We start from the raw sequence: 25,547 nt of genomic DNA on the forward strand, positions 1-25,547 counted from the left end.
GTGATGCGCTGCAGAGCCGGGGCCTATCTCACGAGCGCAGCGTGACCCATGGGTCCCGGCACAGCGGAGCAGCGCTACGCGCCGCACCGCGTCCGGGACACGAGTTAGTCGGCCCGCCACCCGATGTGTTTCGCGAAAGCTCAACCCATCCTGCGCACTCAGCATCTGCCGTAGAGCGGCCACTTGCGATTTAAAGACCGCTTGGTCTATATATCATCAATGAGCCATCGAACCCCAGTGCAGTTGCCCCGTGGCCGCCCGCGAAGTTTTGACGTGGAAGCCGCTGTCGAACGCGCGATGGGTGTGTTCTGGTCGCGCGGCTATCACGCCACGGCGCTGCCGGACCTTCTTCGCGCGACGAAGCTCTCGCGTGGCAGCCTTTACGCCGCTTTCGGTGATAAGCACTCGCTCTTCTTGCGTGCGCTTGATCGCTACATTGCCGATGCCCTGACCCGGATGGATATCGAACTCGACCCCCGCGGAGAGCCGGTCGACGGCCTGCGGGCCTACCTTGCCGGCTATGTTGACCGCACGACCGGTGCCAAGGGTCGACGCGGATGCCTGCTGGTGGCCACAGCCATGGAACTGGCTGGCCAGGATGCTGAAGTTGGTCGCCGCATCGCGAGCTTTTTCAAGGCCATGGAGACCAGGGTGGCGGATGCACTTTCCCGTGCGAAGACGGCGGACAAGCTGGCCGATGGCGTTGAGCCTTCGAGTGCCGCCCGAATTCTCGTCTGTTTCGTTGAGGGGCTGCGCGTGGTCGGAAAAACGGCGCCGACACGGATCACATCGCAAGCCACCGCTGACGCGCTTCTCGATCGCTTCATCAGGTAAACAACCCGTATTAGCTAAACAACCCTTGGACGCCCCCCTCTATTGGCGCGCCGATATTTGGACTGATTGGTCTTGAAAGAAGATACCATGTCTGCCATTCAGATCGTCTGCGCGGTGGCCGTTCCCCTGCTCTGGGGTTATCAGTTCGTGGCCATCAAAGTGGGCGTTACGGAGTTTCCGCCGCTGTTCTTCCTCGCGCTGCGCTTCCTGGCCATCGCGCTGCTGCTCGTTCCGTTCGTCAAAAGGCCCGCGCGTCAACAGTTCGGCGCTATCGCGGCTATTTCGATTTTCCTTGGCGGACTGAACTTCGGGCTGTTCTATGTTGGCCTTGGGCTCGGCTCGGGAAGCATGTCGGCCGTCGCCTATCAACTCGCCACGCCCTTCACCGTCCTGTTAGCCTGGCCGCTGCTCGCGGAGAGGCCGTCTCTCGCCACGTCCGCCGGCGTGGTGATTGCATTCGTCGGCGTGGTCGTGTTGGCAGCGGAGCCTGGCCTGTCGGCAAACGCGCTTCCGCTATTGCTTGTGGTCGGGGCAGCCTTCGCATTCGCGGTGTCCAACGTCCTGACGAAACGCTACGGCCCTTTTGATCCCCTGATGTTGATGGGATGGTCGTCGCTGCTCACGGTGCCGCAGGTCATGTTGATGTCGTTGCTCCTTGAGTGTGGACAACTGGCGAGCCTTGTCACGGCGGATGAACGTGGTTGGCTGGCCCTCGCCTACACGATTTTCATCGGAGGGATTGTCGGGTTTGGCCTTTGGTTCTGGCTGATCGCCCGCTGCTCCATGGGCCGCGTCGCCCCCTTCGGTCTGCTGCTTCCGGTATTCGCCTTGATTTCGAGCGTGTTGTTCCTCGGTGACCGCATCACCCCGAAGTTGATTGTCGGTGGGCTGCTCGCGATATCAGGCGTCGCCATTACACAAGCCAGACCAAGCGCTCGACCAGTTTGAACCCGGATCGAACCAAATCTGCCGCCGTACCGACCAATCAACGCACCCAGCAGGACGCCCCTGGCGAGGACCCGGCACAACAGCTGGCTTGAAAACCGCTATGAGTCCTACGCCGGAATTACGCCAAGGCGATCGAGTTGGCCGACGCGGAGAAGATCAAGGGCAAGATCGCCCGAGGGCTGGTAAAATGAGGCGCCCGGCGGCGTGGTGACGACGCGATGCCACGTGCGCTAACTCCGCCTGGTTTACTGCCGCGCAATGCTCTCTTCGCGCGACGTCGTTCGCTTTCTCCACACCCGTAGATCAGCCATGACTTTTACGCTCGCCGCGAGGACCAGCGCGCAAAGCGCCGCCTTCGAGATCGTCTCCATCGTTCCCTCGATCAGCATGGCATGGACCACACTCCCTGCGACGATGATGATCGCGAGAGGCATATGGACGATACGCCACGTTTGCGCTCGCAGTCCCAATCGCCGGCGGAGTGCAGCTAAAGCTGCGACGGCGAAGATTGCCCACATGGCGATCACACCCCAGGGGGAAAACGGCGTCGGCGATACGAAGAGAAGCGCGTCAATCATATCAGGCGGACTGGTGATCCAAAGGCCCCCAACGTGGACCACCACCGCCACGACCAGCGCGCCTCCGATCCAGTGATGTATACGCCGTCCGCGATAGGCCGACAGTCCCGACAAGTATCCGCCAATCAGCAGAGGTTGAACGAGCACAAGACCCAGTGCGATGATCCCAGCGAAACAGGCCAGTATGTAGACTGGATCGCGCCATGCCAGCAGCGGGCTCGTCCCTGCCGCGGCGATCGGCACGCAAATGGCTGACGCAAGGGCGAGCCAGATCAGGGTGACCCGGGCCAATCTCCAGCCCTTCGTTCGCAACTCGGTCAGACCGGCTGCAGGACGAAATGCGCCTCCAGACTGGTATCCTTTGCGCTCCGCATCACGGGACGCAGAAAGACGGTTTTGAATTCACCGCTGTCATAGGCGAGATGACCATGCGGTTGGCCAAAGATGGGAATAATCTGCGGCATCTCGAGACGGAACGCCCCGTTCTTGTCGGTGAGCGTGGCTCCATGACTTTGCGGCTCATGCTCCCGACCTTCGGTCGTGTGCGCCCAAATCTGGATGCGCTGGCCGGCAAGCGGAGCCCCGTCGCCTGCGCGGCGCACCGTGCCACTCATCCAGAAGCCACCCTTGCCGATCCGATCCACGGTCGGCGCGCCCTTGAAGTAGTTGTTGGCCCCGCCCGGCATCGAAGCGGTCGGCACGACGCCTTGCGCGCGGGCGGGCAACAGGAGCCCGGAAACCCCGGTTGCCAGAACGCAGCCGCCAGCAGCGAGAAGGTTCCGGCGATTGAGTAGGACGGTGGTCATGTAGATCCCTCCTGGCGAGCGTGCCGTTGCTCCGAGGGTACAACAACAAGCGCGAGACGCCCAGTTGAGGGAGGCGAAGAGCGCGACAGGTCGCAATGTTGTGAACGGGTGTGCCGGCCGCTCGACCAGCGTCTTTCACGAGGCTTACTCAGAAGCGTCCCATGCACGCACCGTCGTTCCACGGCATCAATGCCTGCAACAGATGGTTGGAGACGGTTAGAGCATTGCCGAGCGGTCGTCGGGAACGCCTAACAAGCCCTACGCTCAACCCTCTTTCTTAGCCTTGGCCCGCATCTTCATCTCGCGGTACTTCGCCGCCCCGCCTTCGCGGTTGCTCTGCGGGCTGCGCTCCACGGCCATCGCATCATCAGGCACGTCCTTGGTGATGACCGAGCCCGAGCCGATGTAGGCGCCGTTGCCGATTTTCACCGGCGCCACCAGCGAGGAGTTGGTGCCGATGAAGGCGCCGGTGCCGATCGTGGTCTTGTGCTTGAAGAAACCGTCGTAGTTGCAGGTGATGGTGCCGGCGCCGAGATTGGCGTTGGCGCCGACATGGGCGTCGCCGACATAGGAGAGATGGTTGACCTTGGCGCCCGCTTCGATTGTCGCGGCCTTGGTCTCCACGAAATTGCCGATCCGAACGCCCTCGCCGAGCGAGGTGCCCGGGCGCAGGCGCGCATAGGGACCGACGGACGCGTGTCTGCCGATCGAGGCCTGCACGATGTGCGAGAACGAATGGATCACCGCGCCGTCGGCGATGGTGACGCCGGGGCCGATCACCACGAACGGCTCGATGGTGACGTCGCTGCCGAACGTGGTGTCGGCCGCGAGATAGACCGTCTCCGGCGCGATTAGCGTCACGCCGGCATCGAGCGCCGCCTTGCGCAGCCGCGCCTGCATCACCGCTTCCGCTTCGGCGAGCTGCGCCTTGTTGTTGATCCCGCGCACTTCGTCCTCGCTGGTCTCGATCACGACGGCCTCCAATCCCATTTCCCTGACAATGGCGACGGCATCGACCAGATAATACTCAGCCTTGCTGTTGGCATTGCCGATCCGGTCGAGAATTTCCAGCGCCCGGCTGCCGTCGAACGCCATCACGCCGGCATTGCACAGCGTCACCTTGCGCTCTTCAGGCGTCGCATCGGCATGTTCGCGGATCGCCATCAGGCGGTCGCCCTCGAGCAGCAGCCGGCCATAGCCGGTCGGATCCGCGGCGCGGAAACCGAGCACCGCGAGAGCGGCGCCCTGCTCCAGCGGCGCGCGCAGCCGCGCAAAGGTATTTGCCGAAATCAGCGGCGTATCGCCGAACGCCACCAGCAGATCATCCGCGCCACGCGCGATTGCCTCGCGGCCGGCCAGCACGGCATGCGCGGTGCCGAGGCGCTCGGCCTGAACGAAGGTCGCCGCATCGGGGCGAACACGCCTGACCTCGTCGGCAACCGCCTTGTGGTCCGGCCCGATCACGACCGCGAGCGAGGCACCCTCGCCGTGCGGGGCCGCGTCCAGCACATGCGCCAGCAGCGACTGGCCGGCGACGGGGTGCAGCACCTTCGGCAGCGAGGATCGCATGCGCGTGCCCTCACCGGCCGCAAGCACGACAGTCAGGCTGGATCGGGCGGTCATTCAATTTCCTCGGGCGAGCACAGCGGTCGGCATCGGCCGTCTTTAATTGTTTTCCCCCGGAGATGAAACCGATTCGCCGCCCCGAAAACGTCCGGATTCAAGTGGCCGGCGCTTTTCCTGTTAATGTTTGCCGTGTGATTCGGCAGGGCCTTGAGGAGGGCCAGGGGCGCTTGGCCAAGAAACCAGACCATCTCGCGGACTTCGAGGCGGATGACACCGGCGGTGTGCTGGGCGGTTTGCTGGCCGAGGAAAATGAACTCGACCGCCGCACGCTATGGCGGATCGCATCCTGGGGCGTCGGCGCCACGGCTGCGGTGATTCTGGCCGTCATGGCCAACCAGTCCTCGCTCGGATTGAAGCGGGAACAGGTCGCCGCCGTCGATCTGACGCGGCAGGCGCAGCAGATCCAGGTGGTCGCCAGGGAAACCCAGAACGAGGCGCGACGGCTTGCGGCGGCCATCGATACGCTCAATAGGGATCGTGACAGGCTGTATTCCCGGGTCACCGGCCTGGAACAGGGGCTCGAGTCCGTCACCGGGGCCATCGCGCGGCAGGGTTCCGCTGCGGCTTCGCCGCCGCCAGCAAATGCAGAACCGCAGGCCGCCCAAAGCCCGCAGCCGTCGCCTCCCGTCGCGCCGGTAGCAAGCACCCCGGCCGCGGCGCCCGCTGCAGACAAATCCGCCACCGCGGAGCCCGCCCCGGCTGCGGTTTACTCCGCCGCCAAGGATGCCGCGAAGACCGACGCAGCCAAGGCTGAGAGCGCCAAGCCGGAAGCGGCAAAGGCCGAGATGACAAAAGGGGACTTGGCAAAGGCGGACTTGGCAAAGGCAGATTTGGCAAAGGCAGATTTGGCAAAGGCCGATACCGTCAAGCCGGAGCCCGCAAAGCCTTCGCCCGCCACGCCGCTGATGGCTGCGCAGTCGATGATGGCCCCGCCCGATCCCGCAGCCGGCAAGCTGATCGAGCCGGGCAAGGCGCCAAACCCTGTCATCGCGAGCCCGATCCCTGACGTCGTGGCGTCGGCGCCATCGGCGACCGATGCGGAAGCCGACGATGACACGGCGCCAAAAGTCTCCCTGCAGCGAACCGAGTTCGGGGTCGATCTCGGCGCCGCCAATTCGGTGAACGGCCTGCGCGCGTTGTGGCGCGGGCTGTTGAAATCGCGATCGAACGCCCCCCTGACCGCGTTGCGCCCGATCATTGTCATCAAGGAGGGCACCAATGGGCTGGGCATGCAGCTTCGCCTGGTGGCGGGTCCCCTGAACGACGCCGGCGCCGCCGCCAAAATCTGCGCCGTCCTGACCGAAAACAACCGCCCTTGCGAGACCACGATCTTCGACGGCCAGCGGCTGTCGCTGAAGTCAGATGACCCGCCACCCACGGCCGCCAAGCAGCCCCCGCGCCGTCGCGCCGCCATCGCCAAGCGGCCGGCGGTGGTCGTCGAGGAGGCGCCGAAGAAGCCGGACCCGCCGCCTGCGACGACGCAGACGTCATTGTCGTCCTTCTTCAACCGGAAGAATTCGCAATAATCATTTGACTACAGAGTGTTACGCCAAATTTTTGACACGCCGTCCCGCCACATGCGAACGCTTGTCCCGGCAGCCAATCCCAACCATATTGTCCCCATGAAAAAATCCCCGTTCCGGCTCACGCCCTATCAAGTGCAATTCCTGTTGGTGGTCGGCTTCGTCACCGTCGGTTACGCGCTTTACCTGCGCTACCTCGCGGTCGAATTCTCAACCGTCGCGCTCGCCTGCGACGCAGGCCTGCAAAGCATGCTGTGCAAGTCGCGGACGCTTGCGACCTATCTGTTCAAGAATTCGGTATTCGGCATCGTCGCGCTGATCATTGCGACGCTTCACGTCATGCGGCCGTCGATTGTGCTGTTGACCGGCGGGCTGATCGCGGCGGGATTGGGGATCGTGCTCTACAATATCGTGCTGTCGGGAATCGCGATCGGCCTGCTCATTTTGGGATTTGCACGGCCCGCGCCCGCCACAGCGTGAGCGCCAGCAAGAGATAGACCGCGCAGGTCCACATCGACTGCCAGTTCTGGTTGCCCTCGTTGATGCCGGTGAAGAGCGCGGCTGCGACCAGCAGCCCGGCAAAAGTGGATTCGGCGATCGGGCGCACGCCCTCTTTCGGCCGGTTGAGCAGCATCAAGGCCGCGAACGGCACCACTGCCATGGTCAGCGAAGCAAACGGAAAATCGCGGTAGCGCGGATCGAACACAAAGCCGAGCGCGGTGCCCGCCGCGATCAGCGTGGTCACGACAAGCACGAAGCCCAGCAGCGCTGTCAGCACCGAGTTGGTCCGGCCGCCGCTCGGTCCGAGCAATTCGAGGAATGTCGGCAGCGGCCGTCCCGACATCGCAGCGTTCGCGCACAGCATCGGTGAGGCAATGGCGGCCGCCAGCAGCGCCCCCCATTGCAGCCAGCCGCCGGCGCCGTAGCTCTCGTAAAACATCTTGTCGGCGGCGACCCCGAGCAGCATGCCGGCGGTCGTCGCCGACGTTCCGACCGCGACCCATGAGGCGAACCGCGGTTTCCACGGCCGCCGTCGCAGCGTCAGCCAGCCCGCCAGGAAGACGAAGGCGCTGAGCGCCATCCCGCATCCCATCTGCAGCTTCCAGAACGGATAATTGCTGATCGGCTCGCCGGGCGGATATTTCACCGCGCGCTGCGCGTCATCGATCAGACCCCAATAGCCGCCGACCGTGCCTTCGAGCTGGCGCTTCCACGGCTGGTCATAGGCCTCGATCAGGTTGACCCGAAACTTTTCGCGCTTGGCGAGGTCGAGGATTTCGGACACGACGCGCGCCTGGTTGGTGCGCGACGGCAGCGCGCCCTCGCGCATCCTGCCCGCGCTCGGCCAACCGGTTTCGCCGATCAGGATTTCCTTATTTGGAAACGCAACCGCCATCCGCTTGCGGATGTCATCGACATGGCCGGCGGCGAATTTCGCGCGCACCGGGATGTCTTCCCAGTACGGGAGAATATGAATGGTGACGAAGTCGACGGCGTCATAGACTTCGCGGTTGCGCAGCCAGAATTCCCAGACGTCGGCATAGGTGACCGGCACGGTGACGCGCGACTTGACCGAGCGAATATTGGCCGCGAGATCCGATGTCGTCATCTCGCCGCGCAGCAGCACCTCGTTGCCGACCACCAGCGCCGTAATGACGCCTGGGTGTTCCTTGGTCAGTTCGACCGCGACCGCAATCTGGGCGATGTTCTTGATCCGGTTGCTCGATAACCAGATCCCCTGGATCACCTTCAGGCCGACCTTGGCGGCCAGCGCCGGAACCTGGTCGAGCCCGTTCTCGATCGAATAGGTCCGCACGCAGTCGGTGATCTTGGCGAGTTGCGCCAGGTCCTGCGCGATCTGTTCAGGAGAGATTTGCGTGGTCGGTATCAGCGGTGTCTGCGCGCCGCGGAACGGGGCGTAGGAAACGCATTGCAGCTTTGCGTTGGGATCGATCGGCGCGCGCGCGAGCGTGATCGGCGTGGCCAGCCACCACCAAAGGGCCGCGATCATACCTAGCGATGAAAGGAGAAGCGCCAGCGGCGTACGAAGAGAAATCGGTTCCATCCTCCGGGCGGGGACCGTCGATTACCCGTTCACCGGCGTTCTGCCAAGATGGAGTATAGCCATATTGCGCCTCATCCCCTGCGGCAGTTTTACCACCTCCATGATAAAGTTGTGACTTTGCTGGACAAAATCCGAAATACCCGTCATTTGAATCGCTGAGCGTGTCCGCCGCATTGGGGACCAATTTGGGCGGCAACAAGCCAGATCACCACACCAGCCGCGCGGCTGGAAACTAATCGGGGAATGTATGCGTCGACGGGTGCTTGATCCAAGAGTTGCGGTTTTGAGGCGCTTCGCCGCTGCCGGCCTGGCCCTTCTAATCGGATCGGCTGGAGCGTTTGCCCAGAGCGGCACCCCCGCCCCGCAGGATCAGCAAGGCAAGGCGCCGGCCGGCAATCAGGCCGACCCCACGAAGGATAATCAGCGGAAAACCGACGAATTCGTCGAGGCGGCCCAAGCCATCAACGGCCCGGGCGGAAACCCGGAATGCGTCTGGCTCGGCCGACGCGTCGTGCGCCTGATGTGGCGCGATGACCTCGACACCGCATTCCGCCACCTCGATCTCTACGATCGGTTCGGCTGCCCCGGCGGCCATGTCCAGGCGACCTTCCGCTGTCTGACCCGCTTTGGCGGACAGATCGATCCCAAGGTGGCCGAAACCCTCGACAGCCGTATCCACGTCTGCTGGATCAACCCGGGCGCCCAGCCTCAGGCTGCTGCGGCAGCCAGTCCGGCACCTGCGACCGCCGGCAACGCGACGCCAGCGCCGGCCGCTTCGCCCTCGCCGGCGCCTGCCGCGCCGGCGAAATAGACGTCCGGCATTCAGGATACGTTCAGCGGAACGATCCTATCTATCCGGTGTTGGATCGGCTGCGCGCTTAAAACGCCGTCCTTAAAAAAGTCATGGCGTCATACCAGTTGTGAAAACGTACGGCAGGACTATCCTTATGATGCCGCCGTGCCGGTCGAACCTAGGGGACAGGTTCGCTTCCCATAAATTACAGCCCCGTATGGTTTAGTCTCCGATGCGTGCCGTCGTCGCCGTTCTGCTGTTTGTGACCGCAGCTCACGCCGGGCTGTGGGGCCTGTTCCAGGAGAAGCAGGCGGCCCCCGATTTCAGGGGCATTTTGCCAAGCGTCTCCTATGCGCCGTTCGAGGGCAGCGCCCATCCCGACGTCGACAATATTCCGCAGGTCGAGAAAATCCGCGCCGACCTGAAGAAGCTGTCGACGATCACACGCGCGATTCGTCTCTACTCCTCGACCGGTGGCGTCGAACTGGTGCCGCCGATCGCCGCCGAGTTCGGCCTGAAGGTCACCGTCGGCGCCTGGATCGACAAGAATTCCGATCGCAACAAGCGCGAGATCGAGGCGGCGATCAGCCTTGCCAAGCGCAACAGCAACGTCAACGGCATCGTCGTCGGCAACGAAACCATTTTCCGCGGCGAGCAGAAAATCGACGACCTGATCGAGCTGATCAAGCAGGTAAAGAAGTCCGTCAACGTCCCCGTGACAACCGGCGAAATCTGGAACATCTGGCGCGACAATCCGGAACTGTCCTCATCCGTCGATTTCATCGCCGCGCACGTGCTGCCCTATTGGGAAAACTTCACCTCCAAGCAGGCCGTCGATCAGGCGGTGGCGATGTTCCAACTGCTGCGCGACCAGTTTCCCGGCAAGCGGATCGTGATCGCCGAATTCGGCTGGCCGAGCGCCGGGTATAATTTGAGAAACGCCGACCCCGGCCCGTTCCAACAGGCCTCGGTGCTGCGCAATTTCGTCACCCGCGCCGAAGCCATCGGCATCGACTACAACATCGTCGAGGCGATCGATCAGCCCTGGAAATTCTTCGAAGGCGGCGTCGGACCCTATTGGGGCATTCTCGATGCTTCCCGCGAACCGAAATTCGCGTGGACCGGCCCGATCGTGAACGAGAACTACTGGAAGCTGGCTGCGATCGCGCTCTTGGTCGGTATCCTGATGTCGCTGCCGATCCTGCGGATCGAGCAGCCGACCATCATGCAGGCCGTGGTGCTTTCAGCCGCGGCCAACGGCGTCGGCGCCTGGGCTTCCACCGTGTTCGCCTACTGGGCCGGGCACTATTTCGTGTTCGGCTCGGCGTTTGCGCTGACGCTTGGCCTGATCCTTCTGGTGCCGCTGGTCCTGATCGCGATGGCGCGCATCGACGAAATCGCGGCGATCGCCTTCGGCCGCGGCCCGCGCCGGCTGATCACCAAGAGCGCGCCGTTGGCGCCCGCCACCATCGGCGAGAACGTCGTCTTCCCGAAGGTCTCGATCCACATCCCCGCCTATTTCGAACCGGTCGAGATGCTGAAGCAGACACTCGATGCGGTATCGAGGCTCGACTATCCGAATTTCGAATGCGTCTGCATCATCAACAACACGCCCGATCCGGAATTCTGGCGGCCGATCCAGGACCACTGCCGCGCGCTCGGCGAACGCTTCAAGTTCATCAATGCCGAGAAGGTGCAGGGATTCAAGGCCGGCGCGCTGCGCATAGCCATGGAGCGCACGGCAGCCGACGCTGAAATTATCGGCATCATCGACGCCGACTATGTCGTGCATCCGGACTGGCTGAAGGATCTCGTGCCTGTATTCGCCGATCCGCGCGTCGGCCTGGTGCAGGCGCCGCAGGAGCATCGCGACGGCGACCGCTCGCTGATGCACTACATCATGAACGGCGAATATGCCGGCTTCTTCGACATCGGCATGGTCCAGCGGAACGAGTTCAACTCGATCATCGTGCACGGCACGATGTGCCTGATCCGCCGTTCCGCGATGGACATGGCCGGCGGCTGGTCCAGCGACACCATCTGCGAGGATACCGATCTCGGCCTGACCATCCAACAGCAGGGCTGGCTGACGCATTACACCAACGTCCGCTATGGCGAGGGCCTGCTGCCCGACACCTACGAAGCGTTCAAGAAGCAGCGCCACCGCTGGGCTTATGGCGGCTTCCAGATCGTCAAGAAGCACTGGCGGCGCTTCATGCCCGGCGCGAGCCGGCTGACACCGGACCAGCGCCGCGAATTTTCGCTGGGCTGGCTGAACTGGCTCGGCGCCGAAAGCCTGGGCGTGGTGGTCGCGATCCTCAACCTGATCTGGGTGCCGATCGTGGCGTTCGCGGACATCGCCGTCCCCGACAAGATCCTGACGCTGCCGATCATCGCTTCCTTCGTTGTCTCGCTGGTGCATTTCCTCGCGCTCTATCGCCTGCGGGTGAAGATCAAGGCCGGCCAGATGCTGGGCGCCATGATCGCAGCGATGAGCGTGCAATGGACGGTGTCGCGCGCCGTGGCCCAGGGCCTGATCACCGAGCATCTCGCCTTCGCCCGCACCTCCAAGGGCGGCCTGTCGCGGATGTCGATCGAATTCCAAGCGTTCTGGGAAGCCGTGATCGGCGTGCTGCTGCTGATCGGCGCCGCCGTGCTGATCGTCACGAACGGCTACAAGCAGGTGCACGAGATCTATGTCTTCGCGGGCGTGCTGGTGCTGCAAAGCCTGCCGTTCCTCGCGGCGGTCGCGATCGCGCTTTTGGAAAACTCCCGCACCAATTCCTTTGCCTTCTGGCGCAACAGCGCGGTGCGGACGGCGGAACTGATCGGGCTGCGCCCGGTCCGCCTGCCGACCGTCGGCAGCCAGTCCCAGCCGGTGGCGTCCGAGATTCGCCGGGAAGCGAATTGAGGTGGTGATAGTTGGTCCGGCCCGCTTGAAGAAGCCGGGCTAACCGATAGCTAAACAACGGGAATCCGCACCGGCAGAACGACACTTTTGTCGGCCGACACTATTGACCCGCAGGGGCCCGCCCCCTACACAGCGCGGCAAGTGAGCGCGTAGCTCAGGCGGTAGAGCACGTGACTTTTAATCATGGGGTCGAGGGTTCGAGTCCCTCCGCGCTCACCAAAAGAATCCTTGCAGCGCAGGCATTTCTTGAATTCTAGAAGCTCAGGTTCCGGCCGAGAAAAATCACCAAAAATCGGATTTGGGTGCATTTTTGGGTGCAAGTCGAAACGCTGGCGCCGCAACCTGTTCAGTTGACCGATTCCGCGCCCGGCACCACCCTGCGGCATGGGCGCGATCATGACGATCGAGGTTTTGATCTTGGGCGGCTATGCCAAGCTGCGGCCGGTCCTGGTCTCCCTGCCGTGCCGGCCGACGTTCCGCCCACCAAGAAGCGCCGCCACCCACGCCGTGGCCATGAGGCCCGGTTGACCAAGCGCTGGCGCCTGCGGATCAGTCGGCGCGAGCTGCAAGAGATCGAGAGCGCGACCTCGATCGGGCGAAGGCGGCGGAATCGGCACATGCACCGTAACTCCGCCGCCGCGCCGGTTGCTCACGCCGAGATATCTTCCGAGCCGCCGCTATGAGAAACTGGTTTCGCTCGACCAAAAGCGTCTATGTGTCGACTTCGTTCATGAAGATGAATGGGAACTCGATGGGACGGTTCGCATTTTATCGCACTGCTAACTCTTGCGCTCCGGATTTGCCAAGCGCACACTTGCGACCTCAAGCACCATCATAAGAACCTGCGGAGGATGCAGACCATGCCAAGGGTCAAGCAAGCTTCGAAGCAGAAAAGCACAACCAAAGCCGCCGCCGCGACGGTGCTGGGTGCCACTGGACTGGGTTTTTCGCTGCTGGGTAGCGCATCAGCATCCACGATGCCCGCTGCTGATATCGCGCAATCTGACAATACCCCTCCTAATCAGCGCTTCGTCCTTAGCGAAGAGGAAATGGCCGACATCAGTCTCGCCACGTTCCATCTCCTCGATAACGAAGAAAACGTTGGCATCGGCGTGCAGCTAGCCGCCCGCGGTGGCTGCCGTGGCTGCGCGGCCCGTGGCTGCCGCGGCTGCGCGGCCCGTGGCTGCCGCGGCTGTGCGGCCCGTGGCTGCCGGGGCTGTGCGGTCCGGGGCTGTGCGGTCCGTGCCTGCGCGGTCGGTTGCGCGGTCGGCAGCTGTTGCGCATCTTGGGGATATTGCCGCGTGTGCTAAGTTCCCACGATCTAGCGGCCCGACGCTGAGAAAATTGCATCCAACAGGCTCGATAGCCGGTTTTCCCAAGCCTTCGGGTCGAAGTCAGGCCTGCGCCGTCAGAAACACGTCATCCATAAACAACGCGTCAATGCCAGACTTGCGAAACGTGACGATGGCGTCGGTGGGTCCGCAAATGATTGGTTCGCTGTCGCCGTCGTCGAGCCGATTCACCCGAAGGCAATGCCTGTCATCCTAATGACCGATGAGGAGCGCGATGTTTGGACGCGCGCCCCGTGGGATGAGGCCAAAGCGCTGAAGCGGCCGTTGCCGGACGATGCGCTCACGTTGGTGATGCGCGGCGGGGGACGAAGACAGGGCTGCAGCATGGCGGATAACGGTGGAAAACGCTGGCGCTGCTGATCAATGGAGGCGGCGCTCCCAGCACAGCAGCCACTCCGGCATCACGTCGAGCGCATGACACAGCTTTATCAGCTCGATCGGGTACAGCCGCGCGCGCCCGCGCTCCCAGCTCACGATCTGTGCCTCACTGTAGCCCGTCAGTTCGGCAAGCTCGCGGCGATCCATGCGGGCCTTGGCCATCGCACGCGTCAGGCGCTCGCCGATCCGTTGCTGCTTGGCAGCGTAATTCTCTTGAGGCATCGCCGCGCCTCCCTCTGTCCCACTGTAGCCTACACCAGAATGTTAGGAGACGGCAGACTTTCCCGTGCCAAACAATGCGCGCCGTGGGATGAGGCCAAGGCGCTTCAGCGACCACTGCCCGATGATGCAATCAGGATCGTCGACCGCGGCGAGGACAAGGAAGATAAATCTGCCGCATGAATGCGTCCTAAGTTGCCGGGCCGAATAGGACATATATCAGGAGAACGATCATCGCCGCGGTCGCGATTGTCTCCAAAATAACGCTGGAAATCGAACGTTGCATATCGCATCGTTATCATCTCAGGTAGCGTCGTCTGCCCGATAGACAACATATGGCACACCCAGGCAAATTCACGAAGAGGATCATAGAGACGGCCGAGCTACCCAAGGCCATCGACGCCGGAGGCTGGGGTGATGGACGTTCGCCTGTCCGATCCTGAGCGAAATTCACCTGTCAGGTTTACGGTCACCACGGCAGCGACGAATGCCCCAGGAACTGACCTCACCACGTCTCGTTGCCTTCCGGAGAGGAGAACGGAGCATCGGCGCTCATGGTAACATCGTTGGAATTACCGCATTGGCTGATGATCGCAGGGACCTTGCTGGTGGTCGCCGGCTTTGTTGGTGTCCTTGTCAGCGGAAAGAAGGCGAAGGAAGTTGAGTCACCTTCCGACGAGCCGACCGATGCTTCCCACCAGCAGATGCCGCCTTTGCCAAGCCTTCTCGACTCCAGGCCAAAGAACAACGCCTAGTAACCGGTTGGGATTCTCAACGGGTCTTCGGCCATCGGCGCTGCAATCAAAGCGTCACTAACCTGCGGCAGGGTTAGCTAGCCGGCATTTCAGCAGCCGACCGGGGAAATGTTGAGAAAGTAATCGAGGTTGCCCAGCGCTTCTCAGCGTACTAATCGATCGCAACCGTGATCGCGTGGACGTGCTGATAGCAATGGCCCTCGCGCGTGGGCCCCGCTGCCGGAGTTCGGCGAACGCCTTACGCCAGGGCGAATTGTTAGACACCTCACCGTCGCACCATGTCAGGCGATCACATCACCACCGTAAGACAGAACTGGGCCGCGAGAAGCGCGCCCTTAGGGGCTAGTTCGAAATCGCAATTGCCACGGGCATTTCTAGTTATAGCATTTCGATAGTCGTGCGGTTTTGGCCGGCGCGCATTAAACCCGACCATGCGTATCGCGCGATAAGGGGCCGTTGCTCCGCTCTCGCAGCGACGACGGCCCCGCCCAGATGAGAGTGCGATGGAACTGGCTCCGTGCCAGCAGTCGCAGAATGGGCCGTCCGGTGATCGCCCGGGCGGCTTGTTCTGTGTCAGTGCGTGCCGTCTCCAAAACAGTCCTTGCGGTTTCCTAGCGGCCGATATTGCAAAGCTGGATCTCACGACCCCAAGAGCGTCAGGATAACCACGATGATCGATGAGAAGTTGGCTCGCCGGCGCGCGCACGAGAACAACATCGCGCGCTATCGCCGTTTGCTTCAGACCCGACTATCGGATGTCGAACGCCACTTCATCGAGAGCCGCCTTGCCGAAGAGCAGACTGCCCTTTCAATGCTTGCTCTTGCTCAATCGTGACGCTCGGCGACACCTTGCGGCAAGCATCCGGCGGGGCGCTTCCGCTTGGCCAAGCCATCGCCGCGCTGTCGGGAAAATGTTGGCAATCGCTGGAACTCCGGGCACGGCGAGGCGTCGAATCCTCGCTTCCGGCCGATGCCCCCAAAGCCCCCTGGCTGGAAGAAAACCTGCCTCCAGGTTGGCGGCCCCAGCCTGAAAACCTGGGGCCGTTTTGGCTCGCTGGATCGTGGAATGCCCATGCACTTCAGCCGCATTGCTCCCGCGACACAGGCGCTAGAGATATGGAGCGCGAGCGAGCGCGGCTTCTCATTCGTAATCAGTAATGAGAGTAGCAGTGGTCCTGGACTTCACGGGAAGCCCGGCTTTGTAGCCTCTTGGCGCCCCATCAATTTCAACAGGACTGCCGTCAGGGTGGGCGGATCCCCCTTTAAGACGTTCGCCGAAGCCGAGAACGCCTGTGAGGCCATGCTTGCTCACCTGACCAAATAGCTTCGGATCCGGCGTAACCCTTGCCAGCCCGGCCGCCTCGGGTTGGATATCCCGGGGGATCGTGAACGAACCGGGAGAAAGTGGCGGCCCCGGCTACCTCCTCCCAGGGTGCTGGAGGCCGCTTTTTGATCGCGTGTGGCCGCCTTAACCGGGATCTAAAAAACGGCCCCAGCAGGCTTGGGGAGGCTGGGGCCGCAAGTAAGGAATATGCGTCAGTGCCGAGAAACAAACTGGGTTCGGCACATCCACTTGATAGCAAATGGCAGATTACCTCGTACCTACTCTATTGGCTGTCCAATCGGATCTTTTGGAGTGCCCCATCAGGCCGCTGTTCGAGCCGGGCGGGAATGGGAACGGGAGGCAGCTAGGCGTTGATGCTGGCGCCAGTCATCCGTCGCCCCTTGACTTGGCGCATTGGAATGACGGCCCCAGTTATTGAGAGGGCTGGGGCCGTTTCACTCCGAAAACGAAAAGCCCGGCTTTTGGCCGGGCGAATCGAAAACATTCTGAACGTGATGAAACGCGAACATCCTAGATCAGCCTAGACACAGTGTCGGTTCGCTTTGTAACCTAGAAAGTTGAATTCATCCGACTCTCAGATTTTCAGCGGACGTCTTGCCACGGTTGCTGATTTCTTCGTAGCTTACCTTGGCACCCTCATTGAGGCCGCTCAGTCCCGCTTTTTCGACGGCCGAGATGTGCACGAAGACATCCTTGCCGCCGCTGTCGGGTTGAATGAATCCATATCCCTTCGTCGGGTTAAACCACTTCACAGTACCTGTCGCCACTGACGATCTCCCTTTTGAGCTAATGGTAACAGCCTAAATCGATAGCGCGGGGCCCCGCAACCCTCCCCAAAGGCCAATAAAACTTATGAAGTTCTGGAATGAAAGGGCCGCCATCTGAGGTGGCCTTACTCCAGGAAATATTGCCGGCCGGGTCGATTTCAAAATGAGCATTGGGTAGAGACCCAGCAAATTGAGCTGACGCTGGTCTCCGTCATCGGCACCTGTGCCGCCTATATGCCAACGTCCAGACGGAAGCGAACTGGCTGTCGCACGCGCTGGCACGGCGGGGCTGATGAAGCCCGACTGACGGGAAACCGCACCGGCCGGCCACCGTCCACCCGCACCGGTGGGTAAGGGACTAAGCGCGCTACCTGCGCGGTTGTAGGATGATTGATCAAGATCAAAGGTTGACCTCAAGCCGCGGGCAACCAATGACCCTGTTCCTGATCCGGAGGGGGTCGTGCGGAAAGTGCCAATCAACTGGGGAGTTGTGTTCTGGCTTCTATGTGGAGCCGCGCTGGTGCTGGCTTTTTGGCATTACGGCACCATGGTCAGCGGCTACACGGATTGAGCCGACCATGCGCGATCTGATCGAGTTCCCTGAGCGTGGATGGGTTCAGAATAGGAACGCTAACGGTCAATCGCCGTTAGAGTCGCGAACAAGGAACAAGCGAGACTGCGATGACGAGACCAACGATCTTACTTGGCGCCGTTGTCCTATTATTCCTATCCGCACCTGCCAGCCCGGCGTCGGCGCAACACGTAATTACCAATCCGGGCAAATGCGCCCAGTTCTATCCGAACGCAAATTGCCAGAACTACGGGCGCGGAAACCCCTACACCAGCTATGGTTGGCAGCGAGCAGGACATCGTCACTACTGGGGCCATCGTCAGTACCGCCGCCATTGGCGCTGACGCCAGCCGGCAGGACGAGCCTATCTAGACGTGAGTTAGAAAAGCCGAGGCGAGCGGGCAAGTCGGTTCAATTGCGCGATTGGGCTATGCTTCCGGCGCCCTCGCGCGTGTTGCTGGCGACTTGTGGCAAGGCAAGGGTGAAAGCATCGACCAGCCGACGTCGCCAGGGTTGCGTTAGCATCGATAGCTTCCCTTCGAGCAGAGCCGCCCTTTCCCGGGCGCCCATGCCTTCCGAGGTGGCCTTGAGCAATTCGGCCAGGAGCTTGTTGGTGCGTTCGCATTCTCTCTCGAAGTCGGCCCGATGGCCGTTGGCAATCGCCTTCGCCTCAAGCAGTTCGGCCTGCAAGGACTCAATCTTTTGCTTTAGGGCGGTGACCACCTGTTGACCGGCCGGTGTTTGCGGCTGACGGGAGATTGGGGAATGGTTGATTTCGGTGAGGTCGACCTGCACCAGTGTCTTGCCGTCGTTGGAGGGGGAACGCGGCAATCGATGTCGTTTCACCAGAGCCCGGGCGGCCTCCGGAGAAATTGTGAGCCTTTCGCCCAGTTCGGCGTACGTCAGCATCTCGACGGGCATGATATTCGCTCCCGTTTAGCCGGACGGTCACCACCCGGACACAACAAATAGTATCAATCCATGGTTAAGCGTTGGTTTACTGCGAGCGGGCGCACCTCAGGCGCGCGTGACAGCCTCGCCCCCGGTGTCTTGTCCGGCAACGATCCGCATTGAACCAAACCAACCTATCCTCTGCGACGGCGCATCCCGAGCAGGTCGAGGCCCCAGAAGGCAATGAGGATCAGGGCGCACGTGCTCACGCCCAGCAACAATACGATTGCTTCCAGCATGATCGAATCACTCCGCTGGTGTCACAAAAAGCATGCGCGAAGGTCGCGAAATTGTCATCATTCAGTTGCGGCCAACGTCCGGACGAAACCATTTTCCGGGGCCGACGAAAACGTCCTGAAACAAAGGGGTGCGTAACTGGTTGTTAACGAGACAGGGACAGCCAACATGCAACTCTTATTCGATCTCATTTGGAACCAGTCACGCAGCAGATTCCTCGCCACAATCCATAGGCGGGAGTCCGGGCAATGATCGAGCTCTCAGCAGCTATCCTCGCCCTGGTCAGCGTGGGTATCTTCGCCGCCCATGCGCTGGATGCCTACCGCACCGGCTAGGGCTCGAAGCAGAGACCGCATTGGAACCACCTTCGCCTCGAGGATCCGTAGGCGTTGCCTCAGTGGCGTTCGTCGGACACGGGCGGCCTGTAGTCGCTCTCTGTCCAATTGAACTCCGTGGACTCCGGATCGGTGGCCCCTGAGCGCGCTTTCAGAGGTAGTCCCAGTTGGTGAGCCTTGAAGGCCACCCCACCCACGCTTCGATCCATCTTTTCAGCAATCGCTTGAACGGAATACTTTTGAGCGAGCGTCATGAGGTCTTTGATATCCTCGGCACTCCAGCGCTTGGCCATGTTTATCGCTCTCCCTGCTCCCGGGCTTAAATCGGGAAAAAGCAGGAAGTTCCCTTGAGCGCCTCTGCACGAACAATTTAACCGTAATTATGCTGGTTGCTTGCCTGAAACGCTCGGGCCAATTAAATGGCTCTATTAGATTAATTAAACGCGCCGTGACGTTTGCGGGTAAGAAAATAATCCCTCAGACACGATCGTCGTAAGCCTCGACCAGGAGACCATCGCCTTTCCGGGGTCCTTTTTTGGCGGTGGCTTCCAAATCTTGGAGCGATGCCTCATGCATACGCGATCCAAAAGATACCTCCGGCGTCACCGCGCACGGTTGAGGGCGCAACGTCGAGCGTCGTTGAAGCCATTCCAGTGTGAAGACCGCCTGGCCCAACAGATCGCCGTCGGCATGAAAAAACGTTGGCCTGAGATCACCGGCTATTCGCGCGCTCACGACCCGGGCTCGAACCGCAACCCGTAAGCGCCGTTCCTGAGCCCTCCACCTGGGCCATGATGATCCTGGGGTTCGCCGGCGTCGGCTATCTGGCCTATCGCCGCCGCAACCAGGCAGCCGCGCTTCAACGCGCCTGATCCTCAACAGGCCGGATGCCTCTACCGGCATCACCCTCTACCGGTATCACAATGACAGGCCGCCTCCGGGCGGCCTTTTGTTTTCATGCCTCGGGGGCCAGCCTCAGCCAAGCTGAATGGGCGGTGAATTGCCCGTTCAGCCGCCATTGCGCGATGGTCCAAGACTGTGTCGGCATGCTGGCGGCCGCAAGAACGTTGCGCTTGAAGGACGCCCTAATTTCGCAAGCCGGCCTTCCCGACAGCACACACAGCATCGATATGGAAACGTATAATCCGCCGTAGTGTTCAGAAGAGGGACCCAAGGATGTTTGCCAGCATTGCCGGCGTAGCCCTCGCGCTACAATTAGGCGTACCTGCGCAGCCGCTGAACGAAAGCGTCCCCTTGGCCCAGGGAATCTTGGCCCATGAAATCCGCTACCGCCGTCACGGCCATCCGCCGCCATGCGGCCACGGCTACGATCTCGATGATCGTGACGGCAAGTGCTACCCGAACGGGATGGTGCCGCCGCGGTTTCAATCGGGCCGGTATTATCCCCTGGAATACGGCGGCGGCCGGCGGCCGGTACCATGCGGTCACGGCGCAGACGTCGATATTCGCGACGGGCTCTGCTACCGAACTGGTACGGTGCCACGGCAGTATCAGGCAGGCCGCCCAGGCTATCACTATCGACGAAACGGCTACTATGAAATGCGATAGCACGGCGACGCTGAACATCAGTTCGTCCGCGCCGCTGATATCCCGTGACGGCCGCTGCAGGGATTTCACTTCCGATACTTGAAATGCGTTCATCGGATATTCAGGGCATGTTTTGATATATTCGTATGGACGCAACAGCAGCCCCTCGATCGTGATCGGGCGACCGGTCAGCGCAACGTGGAAACGCCGGCAGCTTCTGGTTTGATCGGAGAAGGACCATGACCGTCAGCATTGCCGCCGCAGCACTGGCCGTTCAGTTGAGCATGACGCCTGGAAGCGCTGTTGCACCTGCCTTGGCTCAAACCGTGCAATACCGTGTACCCGCCCATCCGCCGCCATGCGGCCATGGTTGGGACCTGAGCGCGCGGGATGGCCTGTGCTATCCGAACGGCTATCTGCCGCCGCAGGAGCAGGCCGCAAGGCAGTATCCGCGTCACTATGGTGGCGGCCACTACCCCGTGCCGTGCGGGCATGGCGCAGACGTCGATAGCCGGGACGGTCAATGCTATCCGACCGGAACGGTCCCGCTGCAGTATCAGCAGGGACGTCAACGATATTACGGCGATAGGTACTACCGACACCCGCCGCAGGGCCGGTACTACTATCGGGACTGAGCCTTCCGCTACGGCCGGCGCAACACCGCGACAGCTTCGGCAACCACCGCGATGAGCGAAGCCATGGTGTACGGCTTCGGCAGCCATCCGAGCGGGGCATAGGGCTCAGCGCGCCCGCGCGTGTGCGCATCGTCATGCGCGGTTGCAAAGATGCAGCGAATGGCGAAGTCCTGATACAGTTGCCGCGCGGCGTCGATGCCGTCGCGGGTGCTGGCGAGACGAATGTCCATCACGGCGAGAGTCGGCTGCGCCTCGCCGGCCAGCGCGACGGCTTCCTCGGCAGTCGTGGCCGGCCCGACCACCTCAAAGCCAGCTGCCGCCAGCGCGACCTCGGTTTGCATGGCGATCAGAAAATCATCCTCGACGATGAGAACGCGCGGCGGGCCCTGCTTGTCTTCCATCCGTCGGGCCTCTTCAGCAGGCGACGGCGGGTTTTGGTCCGGCTCGGACGGCGACGCAAAATGCCCTGCGCTTTCGCTCTGCTGAGGCGTCATCGATCGCCGATCTAGATTTTCGCGGCGGGAAAATCGAGGCACGCCCGCGAAGGATTTTTCGTGACGCAAAGCGTTCCGTGCAGCTGGCGCGCGAGGCCGAGTACGAGCTGGAGTCCGGACGAGGTCTTGCGTACCTCCTCCAGGTCGAACCCCTCCCCGTCATCCTCGACGCAGAGCGCCAGCCGTCCGTCCTGATCGGTCAAGCTGACCCGGACGGCCTGCCTCGCATGATCCTTGATGCCGTGCTTCACGGCGTTTGTCAGAAGCTCGTTCAATATCAGTGCGAGCGGCAGCGCCACGTCGTTGGAAAGCACGCCGCGCGCAACGCCGCATTCAATTCGCGCATCCGGCGGCAGCAATTGCCGGATGGTTTCACAGACCGCCGGCAGGAATTCTTCCGCCGCGAAACGGCTGGCGTCGCTGCGGCCGTACAGCACACGCTGCGCCGCCGCCATGGCCGAGATCCGCGCGCTGGCTTCGTTCAGGACTTTCCGCGCCTCCTCGCTGTGCGCGGTTCTTGCCGCGGAGAACAGCAGCGACTGCAGCATCTGCATGTTGTTCTTGGTGCGATGATTGAGTTCATCCAGCAGAAGCCGCTGCTGCGTTTCCGCCTGCCGCCGCTCGCTGATATCCACCAGCATGTTGATGGCGCCGTTGATCCTGCCGGAAGAGTCCCGCAGCGGCGTCGGGAACGGAATGAAGGGCACCCGCGTCCCGTCCGGCCGCTCCGCGACCGCTTCGGCGCCACGCACGGCGCGCCCTTCCTTGAGCGCCACCGCCATCGGGCACTGGTCATGCGGGAGCGGCGTGCCATCCGGCAGGAACAGCTTCCACGTAACGCACCATTCGTCACTGCCGAGCGCGGGTGTCCGGCCGGAGAATTCGACGGCCGCCTCGTTGAAGTAGGTAATTTTCCCCTCCGCGTCGGTCGTGTAAATCGCGGCCGGAATCGCCGCGAGCAATTCGGTGAGACGCTGCTCGCTCTCCCGGAGCTTGCGTTCGACTTCCTTGCGATCGGTGATGTTGCGGGCGATCTTCGATGCGCCGACGATGCGCCCCTCGCCGTCGCGCACGGGCGAGACGGTCAGCGAAATGTCCAGGAGACTGCCGTCCTTCCGCCGGCGAACGGTTTCATAATGGTGGATACGTTCGCCGAGCCCTATGCGCGCGAGTATCCCGGGCTCCTCGTCTTCGCGCCCTGGCGGAAAAAGAATTGTCACGGGCTTGCCGATGGCCTCACCGGCGCCATAGCCGAACAGCCGCTCGGCGCCTGAATTCCAGGTCCGGATGATCCCATCCAGATCCTTGCTGATAATCGCATCGTCGGAGGACTCCACGATGGACACGAGCTGCTGCGCACGCTCTTCGGCGGCGCTCCGCGCCTGTTCCGCCCTCAATCTCGCAATGCCGAAACCCAGTTGCCGCGCAAGAGTCAGCGCGACGTCGATCTCCGGTTCGGTGAAGTGATGCGGCCTGTCGTAATAGGCCATGAATTTTCCGGCGAGCCGGCCGCTGATCAGGATCGGAATGAAAGCAACCGCTGAAATATGTTCTCGCGCAATCGTTTCCTTGAGCGCAACCGAAAGCGCTGAAACGCCGATATCCTCGAAGGTGACCGGACGCGGATTTCGCTCGTCCCTGTCCCATGGCGAATGGCCTTCGACGGCCTTCCGATACCCGTCCGACAGGTCCCGCCATCCGACGAAACGCATCACGTCGCTATCATCAAACAGCAGAATGGAGGCGCGCTTGCAGGCGAGCGCGGCGAGGATGGCGTCCAGGCCGGCGTCGTAGACGTCTGGAAGCGACGCCGCGTATTGGAGCCTTTCGGAGACCCGGAATAGTGCCGTCTGCTCTTCGCTGCGGCGTGCCAGCGCCTGTTCGGTCTCCTTGCGGGCGCTGATATCATGCTGAACGCGCACCGCGTAAAGGAAATTTCCCGACGCATCGCGAACGCTTGAGGACGTAACCTCCGCCCAGAAGTATGAGCCGTCCTTGCGTGCGAGGCGCTTTTCAATCGTGTAGCGATCGATTTCGCCGGCGATCTGTCGCCTGAACTGCGCAAGATCCTGCGCGACGTCCTGTGGCGCGGTCTCGTCAAAGATGGAGCGGCCGAGCAGGTCGGCCGCCTCCTGTCCCGTCAGCTCGCAGACCTTCTGGTTGACGCGCAGCATGCGCCCGGCCTGATCGATCTCGGCGATGCCCACGCCGATATGCTCGTAGGTGACAGCCAACCTGTCTTCGTGCGCAGGCAACTGTTCTTCGCGAGGCCCTCGGGCGATATCCGGGGTGGCAGACAGGCCTGGCTGGGAGAGAGGCTTGGCCGTCCGTTGCTGGATGTTCATTCCCGGCATCCCCTGCCCCAAGGGCAAATTTTGCGTCACACGATACTCGGCGTCACCACATGCAGGATCGGCACGCATGACGGCTCAGCTCATAAGTCCGGCCAGAGAAAATTGTTCCTCGCGATGGCGGGAACTCGAAATGTCCGTTCTTGCGCGCCTTCGCTACCCGCAGGACGGAGCGCTAGCACCCCCGGCAGATGCCCGTGAACGAACTCACCTCCGGTCGCGCCCGTGGCCGAACCGGCGGTTTTCGCGGGCGATGTTGGCGCGCGCTGATGATCCGTTGCGAGGCACTGGGCGGCGTCGCGACCCGTGCGCGCGGCGCCGTCGGACCAACCGTTCCATAGGAGACGGCCGGCGGTGGAGGGTTGGGCCTGAGCGGTGGGATATTCGAGGCGTTGCCGATGCCGCTGGGATCCGAGAGCGCCCTGGGATTGGCCGGGCCGAACGGCACGCCTGATATCGATGAATTGCCGGCGCCGGCCGAGCCGGCTGGCGGCGTCAATTGCGCGAATGCCGTGGCGGGGACGATAAGGGCGAGCCCCATGAAGAGAACAAGCGCCGGATTGCGGGACATCGAGGTCTCTCCAGGAGCCACTCATGCAACGATCATGTGGGGCACGCGTTCCCCTGCTTCCAGGTCTCTGCTTTCAAGTCGTCGGTTTTTCCTGCCGTCCGTCCTGCCCTGGAGTAGGCGCCGGCGGGAGAATCAGGCCTAATCATGGCGCGATCACGTTTTGAGATTCCGGCGGAATGAACCAGCCTGAGATCCTCGATTCCGATATCCGCGCCCTGCAGCAGTGGCTGCGCGCTGCCTGGCGGCAGCTCGGCGATCCCTCCCTCACCACCTTCAGCCGGCGCGAGTTGCGCAACCAGATGAAGCAGTGCAGCGCCGACCTGCGGGCGCGGCTGCAGGTGGTGGCCGAGCAACAGTCCGGGCCGGTCCAGCAACCGATCCCGGCCTACTCCCGGCCGGAGCTGCGCATCCTGTCATGGTGACGGGACAAGGTCAGGCACCTGCCGCTCCGCCGCCAGCCACGAACACACCGCCGACGGCACCGCGCCGATGAGGCCAAGCAGCAGGACATACGGCCCGTGGCCGAAGCCGATCCAGAACGCTGCTGCCAGCGGCAGGTAGGTGATCGCGTAGCCGAACAGCGCCGTGAGCGCGATGCGGTACGAGACATTTCGCTTTGCAAGGGCATGGTCGAACCACGCGGCCAATAGCGCGGGGATCAACCCGACCAGATATATCGTCGGCAGCATCATGATTTGGGCGACATCGAACGTGTTCGGGCTGCCCGCAAGCCAATTGGCAATCTGCAGCATCACCCAGAACGCGACGACGAAGCCGAGCGGCGGGGCTATGGCGGCAAAGATGAGAAGGCGCTTCATGCTGGTAATCCGTGGTTGCTGATGTTGGCCCGAACCGTAGCGCCGCGTCGTTCGTTGCCGCTGTGACGCCACTCACGCTGGCCGGCGCCGCCGCTCCGGCCCATGGTCGGAGGCGCATTGGGGAAGTCGGCGATGA

24 protein-coding genes, 1 tRNA gene and 2 pseudogenes are annotated in these 25,547 nt (G+C 62.3%); 13 read left to right on the forward strand and 14 right to left on the reverse strand.

Features of this window, described 5'->3' with window-relative positions:
* The first annotated feature begins 219 nt into the window (after positions 1 to 219).
* Positions 220 to 834, forward strand: coding sequence for a TetR/AcrR family transcriptional regulator (locus IVB22_RS33780; protein ID WP_247521475.1), 615 nt, complete (start codon positions 220 to 222; stop codon positions 832 to 834).
* A gap of 87 nt (positions 835 to 921) precedes the next feature.
* Complete coding sequence (locus tag IVB22_RS33785; RefSeq protein ID WP_247521476.1) at positions 922 to 1,782, forward strand: DMT family transporter; 861 nt, start codon at positions 922 to 924, stop codon at positions 1,780 to 1,782.
* Between the two features lie 245 nt (positions 1,783 to 2,027).
* Here the strand turns inward: IVB22_RS33785 and IVB22_RS33790 are convergent, their stop codons facing one another.
* The 3 genes from IVB22_RS33790 to glmU all read right to left on the reverse strand — a co-directional run bounded on the left by IVB22_RS33790 (position 2,028) and on the right by glmU (position 4,789).
* Positions 2,028 to 2,603, reverse strand: a complete 576-nt coding sequence (locus IVB22_RS33790) for a ferric reductase-like transmembrane domain-containing protein (RefSeq protein WP_247521477.1) — start codon at positions 2,601 to 2,603, stop codon at positions 2,028 to 2,030.
* Between the two features lie 74 nt (positions 2,604 to 2,677).
* Positions 2,678 to 3,166, reverse strand: coding sequence for a Twin-arginine translocation pathway signal (locus IVB22_RS33795; RefSeq protein WP_247521478.1), 489 nt, complete (start codon positions 3,164 to 3,166; stop codon positions 2,678 to 2,680).
* Positions 3,167 to 3,430: 264 nt separating this feature from the next.
* Positions 3,431 to 4,789, reverse strand: coding sequence for a bifunctional UDP-N-acetylglucosamine diphosphorylase/glucosamine-1-phosphate N-acetyltransferase GlmU (gene glmU, locus IVB22_RS33800; protein ID WP_247521479.1), 1,359 nt, complete (start codon positions 4,787 to 4,789; stop codon positions 3,431 to 3,433).
* Between the two features lie 170 nt (positions 4,790 to 4,959).
* Here glmU and IVB22_RS33805 point away from each other — a divergent pair, with 170 nt between their 5' ends.
* Positions 4,960 to 6,318, forward strand: a complete 1,359-nt coding sequence (locus IVB22_RS33805) for a hypothetical protein (RefSeq protein WP_247521480.1) — start codon at positions 4,960 to 4,962, stop codon at positions 6,316 to 6,318.
* A gap of 96 nt (positions 6,319 to 6,414) precedes the next feature.
* Positions 6,415 to 6,795 carry a hypothetical protein gene (locus tag IVB22_RS33810; protein WP_214490146.1) on the forward strand — a complete coding sequence of 127 codons (381 nt, stop codon included), beginning with the start codon at positions 6,415 to 6,417 and terminating at the stop codon, positions 6,793 to 6,795.
* Here IVB22_RS33810 and IVB22_RS33815 read toward each other — a convergent pair.
* Positions 6,755 to 8,380: a beta-(1-6) glucans synthase gene (locus IVB22_RS33815; protein ID WP_374207778.1), complete on the reverse strand. Its 1,626-nt coding sequence runs from the start codon at positions 8,378 to 8,380 to the stop codon at positions 6,755 to 6,757. The genes IVB22_RS33810 and IVB22_RS33815 overlap by 41 nt on opposite strands.
* Positions 8,381 to 8,627: 247 nt before the next feature.
* Here IVB22_RS33815 and IVB22_RS33820 point away from each other — a divergent pair, with 247 nt between their 5' ends.
* The 3 genes from IVB22_RS33820 (at position 8,628) to IVB22_RS33830 (ending at position 12,303) form a co-directional block, all read left to right on the forward strand.
* The gene (locus IVB22_RS33820) at positions 8,628 to 9,191 is read left to right on the forward strand and encodes a beta-1-3, beta-1-6-glucan biosynthesis protein (protein WP_247521482.1); all 564 of its coding nucleotides are present in this window, start codon (positions 8,628 to 8,630) and stop codon (positions 9,189 to 9,191) included.
* A 214-nt stretch (positions 9,192 to 9,405) separates the two neighbouring features.
* Positions 9,406 to 12,084 (forward strand): glycosyltransferase, encoded by a 2,679-nt coding sequence (locus IVB22_RS33825; protein ID WP_247521483.1) that lies wholly within the window; start codon positions 9,406 to 9,408, stop codon positions 12,082 to 12,084.
* Positions 12,085 to 12,227: 143 nt separating this feature from the next.
* Positions 12,228 to 12,303 (forward strand) — tRNA-Lys (locus IVB22_RS33830).
* Between the two features lie 1,175 nt (positions 12,304 to 13,478).
* Here the strand turns inward: IVB22_RS33830 and IVB22_RS41465 are convergent.
* Positions 13,479 to 13,607 carry a hypothetical protein gene (locus IVB22_RS41465; RefSeq protein ID WP_256467491.1) on the reverse strand — a complete coding sequence of 43 codons (129 nt, stop codon included), beginning with the start codon at positions 13,605 to 13,607 and terminating at the stop codon, positions 13,479 to 13,481.
* Between IVB22_RS41465 and IVB22_RS33835 the strand changes: the two are divergent.
* Positions 13,587 to 13,796, forward strand: a pseudogene (locus IVB22_RS33835) (hypothetical protein); the annotation flags it as partial. The gene IVB22_RS41465 and the pseudogene IVB22_RS33835 overlap by 21 nt on opposite strands.
* On the opposite strand, the gene IVB22_RS33840 reads toward IVB22_RS33835, so the two are convergent.
* Positions 13,797 to 14,036: a helix-turn-helix domain-containing protein gene (locus tag IVB22_RS33840; protein WP_247521484.1), complete on the reverse strand. Its 240-nt coding sequence runs from the start codon at positions 14,034 to 14,036 to the stop codon at positions 13,797 to 13,799. It lies immediately after the preceding pseudogene.
* A 584-nt stretch (positions 14,037 to 14,620) separates the two neighbouring features.
* Between IVB22_RS33840 and IVB22_RS33850 the strand changes: the two genes are divergently transcribed.
* Positions 14,621 to 14,788 (forward strand): hypothetical protein, encoded by a 168-nt coding sequence (locus tag IVB22_RS33850; protein ID WP_247521485.1) that lies wholly within the window; start codon positions 14,621 to 14,623, stop codon positions 14,786 to 14,788.
* Positions 14,789 to 15,458: 670 nt separating this feature from the next.
* Entirely contained in the window at positions 15,459 to 15,623 is a 165-nt protein-coding gene (locus IVB22_RS33855) for a hypothetical protein (RefSeq protein ID WP_247521486.1), read from the forward strand.
* Between the two features lie 1,073 nt (positions 15,624 to 16,696).
* Here the strand turns inward: IVB22_RS33855 and IVB22_RS33865 are convergent.
* The 3 genes from IVB22_RS33865 to IVB22_RS33875 form a co-directional block, all read right to left on the reverse strand.
* On the reverse strand, positions 16,697 to 16,900 hold the full coding sequence (locus tag IVB22_RS33865; protein ID WP_247521488.1) for a cold-shock protein: 204 nt from the start codon (positions 16,898 to 16,900) through the stop codon (positions 16,697 to 16,699).
* 982 nt (positions 16,901 to 17,882) lie between these two features.
* Positions 17,883 to 18,392, reverse strand: a complete 510-nt coding sequence (locus tag IVB22_RS33870; protein WP_247521489.1) for a hypothetical protein — start codon at positions 18,390 to 18,392, stop codon at positions 17,883 to 17,885.
* A 661-nt stretch (positions 18,393 to 19,053) separates the two neighbouring features.
* Positions 19,054 to 19,287 (reverse strand): hypothetical protein, encoded by a 234-nt coding sequence (locus tag IVB22_RS33875; protein WP_247521490.1) that lies wholly within the window; start codon positions 19,285 to 19,287, stop codon positions 19,054 to 19,056.
* Positions 19,288 to 19,761: 474 nt separating this feature from the next.
* On the opposite strand from IVB22_RS33875, the pseudogene IVB22_RS42150 reads away from it, so the two are divergent.
* Positions 19,762 to 19,866 (forward strand): annotated as a pseudogene (locus IVB22_RS42150) (PEPxxWA-CTERM sorting domain-containing protein); the annotation flags it as partial.
* 343 nt (positions 19,867 to 20,209) lie between these two features.
* On the opposite strand, the gene IVB22_RS33880 reads toward IVB22_RS42150, so the two are convergent.
* A complete protein-coding gene (locus tag IVB22_RS33880; RefSeq protein ID WP_247521491.1) occupies positions 20,210 to 20,698 on the reverse strand; it encodes a hypothetical protein in 489 nt (162 codons plus the stop codon).
* Positions 20,699 to 20,781: 83 nt separating this feature from the next.
* Between IVB22_RS33880 and IVB22_RS33885 the strand changes: the two genes are divergently transcribed.
* Positions 20,782 to 21,177, forward strand: coding sequence for a hypothetical protein (locus IVB22_RS33885; RefSeq protein ID WP_247521492.1), 396 nt, complete (start codon positions 20,782 to 20,784; stop codon positions 21,175 to 21,177).
* An 8-nt stretch (positions 21,178 to 21,185) separates the two neighbouring features.
* On the opposite strand, the gene IVB22_RS33890 is transcribed toward IVB22_RS33885, so the two are convergent.
* From IVB22_RS33890 to IVB22_RS33900, 3 genes are all read right to left on the reverse strand, one after another.
* The gene (locus IVB22_RS33890) at positions 21,186 to 21,578 is read right to left on the reverse strand and encodes a response regulator (RefSeq protein WP_247521493.1); all 393 of its coding nucleotides are present in this window, start codon (positions 21,576 to 21,578) and stop codon (positions 21,186 to 21,188) included.
* Positions 21,579 to 21,682: 104 nt separating this feature from the next.
* Complete coding sequence (locus IVB22_RS33895; protein WP_247521494.1) at positions 21,683 to 23,905, reverse strand: PAS domain S-box protein; 2,223 nt, start codon at positions 23,903 to 23,905, stop codon at positions 21,683 to 21,685.
* Between the two features lie 292 nt (positions 23,906 to 24,197).
* Positions 24,198 to 24,593 (reverse strand): hypothetical protein, encoded by a 396-nt coding sequence (locus IVB22_RS33900; RefSeq protein ID WP_247521495.1) that lies wholly within the window; start codon positions 24,591 to 24,593, stop codon positions 24,198 to 24,200.
* 176 nt (positions 24,594 to 24,769) lie between these two features.
* Here IVB22_RS33900 and IVB22_RS33905 point away from each other — a divergent pair, with 176 nt between their 5' ends.
* On the forward strand, positions 24,770 to 25,015 hold the full coding sequence (locus IVB22_RS33905) for a hypothetical protein (protein ID WP_247521496.1): 246 nt from the start codon (positions 24,770 to 24,772) through the stop codon (positions 25,013 to 25,015).
* Here IVB22_RS33905 and IVB22_RS33910 read toward each other — a convergent pair.
* Positions 25,007 to 25,411 (reverse strand): DUF5413 family protein, encoded by a 405-nt coding sequence (locus IVB22_RS33910; RefSeq protein ID WP_247521497.1) that lies wholly within the window; start codon positions 25,409 to 25,411, stop codon positions 25,007 to 25,009. The two genes, IVB22_RS33905 and IVB22_RS33910, sit on opposite strands and share 9 nt — an antisense overlap.
* Positions 25,412 to 25,547 lie beyond the last annotated feature (136 nt).

Origin of the sequence: Bradyrhizobium sp. 190 (assembly GCF_023073415.1) — a bacterium.
In the GTDB taxonomy this organism is placed as follows: domain Bacteria; phylum Pseudomonadota; class Alphaproteobacteria; order Rhizobiales; family Xanthobacteraceae; genus Bradyrhizobium.

Coding starts and splice junctions, on each gene's coding strand:
- IVB22_RS33810 (WP_214490146.1), top strand. CDS start 6,415: ATGAAAAAATCCCCGTTCCGGCTCACGCCCTATCAAGTGCAATTCCTG.
- IVB22_RS33850 (WP_247521485.1), top strand. CDS start 14,621: ATGATCGCAGGGACCTTGCTGGTGGTCGCCGGCTTTGTTGGTGTCCTT.
- IVB22_RS33910 (WP_247521497.1), bottom strand. CDS start 25,411: ATGAAGCGCCTTCTCATCTTTGCCGCCATAGCCCCGCCGCTCGGCTTC.
- glmU (WP_247521479.1), bottom strand. CDS start 4,789: ATGACCGCCCGATCCAGCCTGACTGTCGTGCTTGCGGCCGGTGAGGGC.
- IVB22_RS33905 (WP_247521496.1), top strand. CDS start 24,770: ATGAACCAGCCTGAGATCCTCGATTCCGATATCCGCGCCCTGCAGCAG.
- IVB22_RS33890 (WP_247521493.1), bottom strand. CDS start 21,578: ATGGAAGACAAGCAGGGCCCGCCGCGCGTTCTCATCGTCGAGGATGAT.
- IVB22_RS33870 (WP_247521489.1), bottom strand. CDS start 18,392: ATGCCCGTCGAGATGCTGACGTACGCCGAACTGGGCGAAAGGCTCACA.
- IVB22_RS33815 (WP_374207778.1), bottom strand. CDS start 8,380: ATGGAACCGATTTCTCTTCGTACGCCGCTGGCGCTTCTCCTTTCATCG.
- IVB22_RS33820 (WP_247521482.1), top strand. CDS start 8,628: ATGCGTCGACGGGTGCTTGATCCAAGAGTTGCGGTTTTGAGGCGCTTC.
- IVB22_RS33840 (WP_247521484.1), bottom strand. CDS start 14,036: ATGCCTCAAGAGAATTACGCTGCCAAGCAGCAACGGATCGGCGAGCGC.
- IVB22_RS33885 (WP_247521492.1), top strand. CDS start 20,782: ATGACCGTCAGCATTGCCGCCGCAGCACTGGCCGTTCAGTTGAGCATG.
- IVB22_RS33795 (WP_247521478.1), bottom strand. CDS start 3,166: ATGACCACCGTCCTACTCAATCGCCGGAACCTTCTCGCTGCTGGCGGC.
- IVB22_RS33785 (WP_247521476.1), top strand. CDS start 922: ATGTCTGCCATTCAGATCGTCTGCGCGGTGGCCGTTCCCCTGCTCTGG.
- IVB22_RS33825 (WP_247521483.1), top strand. CDS start 9,406: ATGCGTGCCGTCGTCGCCGTTCTGCTGTTTGTGACCGCAGCTCACGCC.
- IVB22_RS33875 (WP_247521490.1), bottom strand. CDS start 19,287: ATGGCCAAGCGCTGGAGTGCCGAGGATATCAAAGACCTCATGACGCTC.
- IVB22_RS33855 (WP_247521486.1), top strand. CDS start 15,459: ATGATCGATGAGAAGTTGGCTCGCCGGCGCGCGCACGAGAACAACATC.
- IVB22_RS33780 (WP_247521475.1), top strand. CDS start 220: ATGAGCCATCGAACCCCAGTGCAGTTGCCCCGTGGCCGCCCGCGAAGT.
- IVB22_RS33900 (WP_247521495.1), bottom strand. CDS start 24,593: ATGTCCCGCAATCCGGCGCTTGTTCTCTTCATGGGGCTCGCCCTTATC.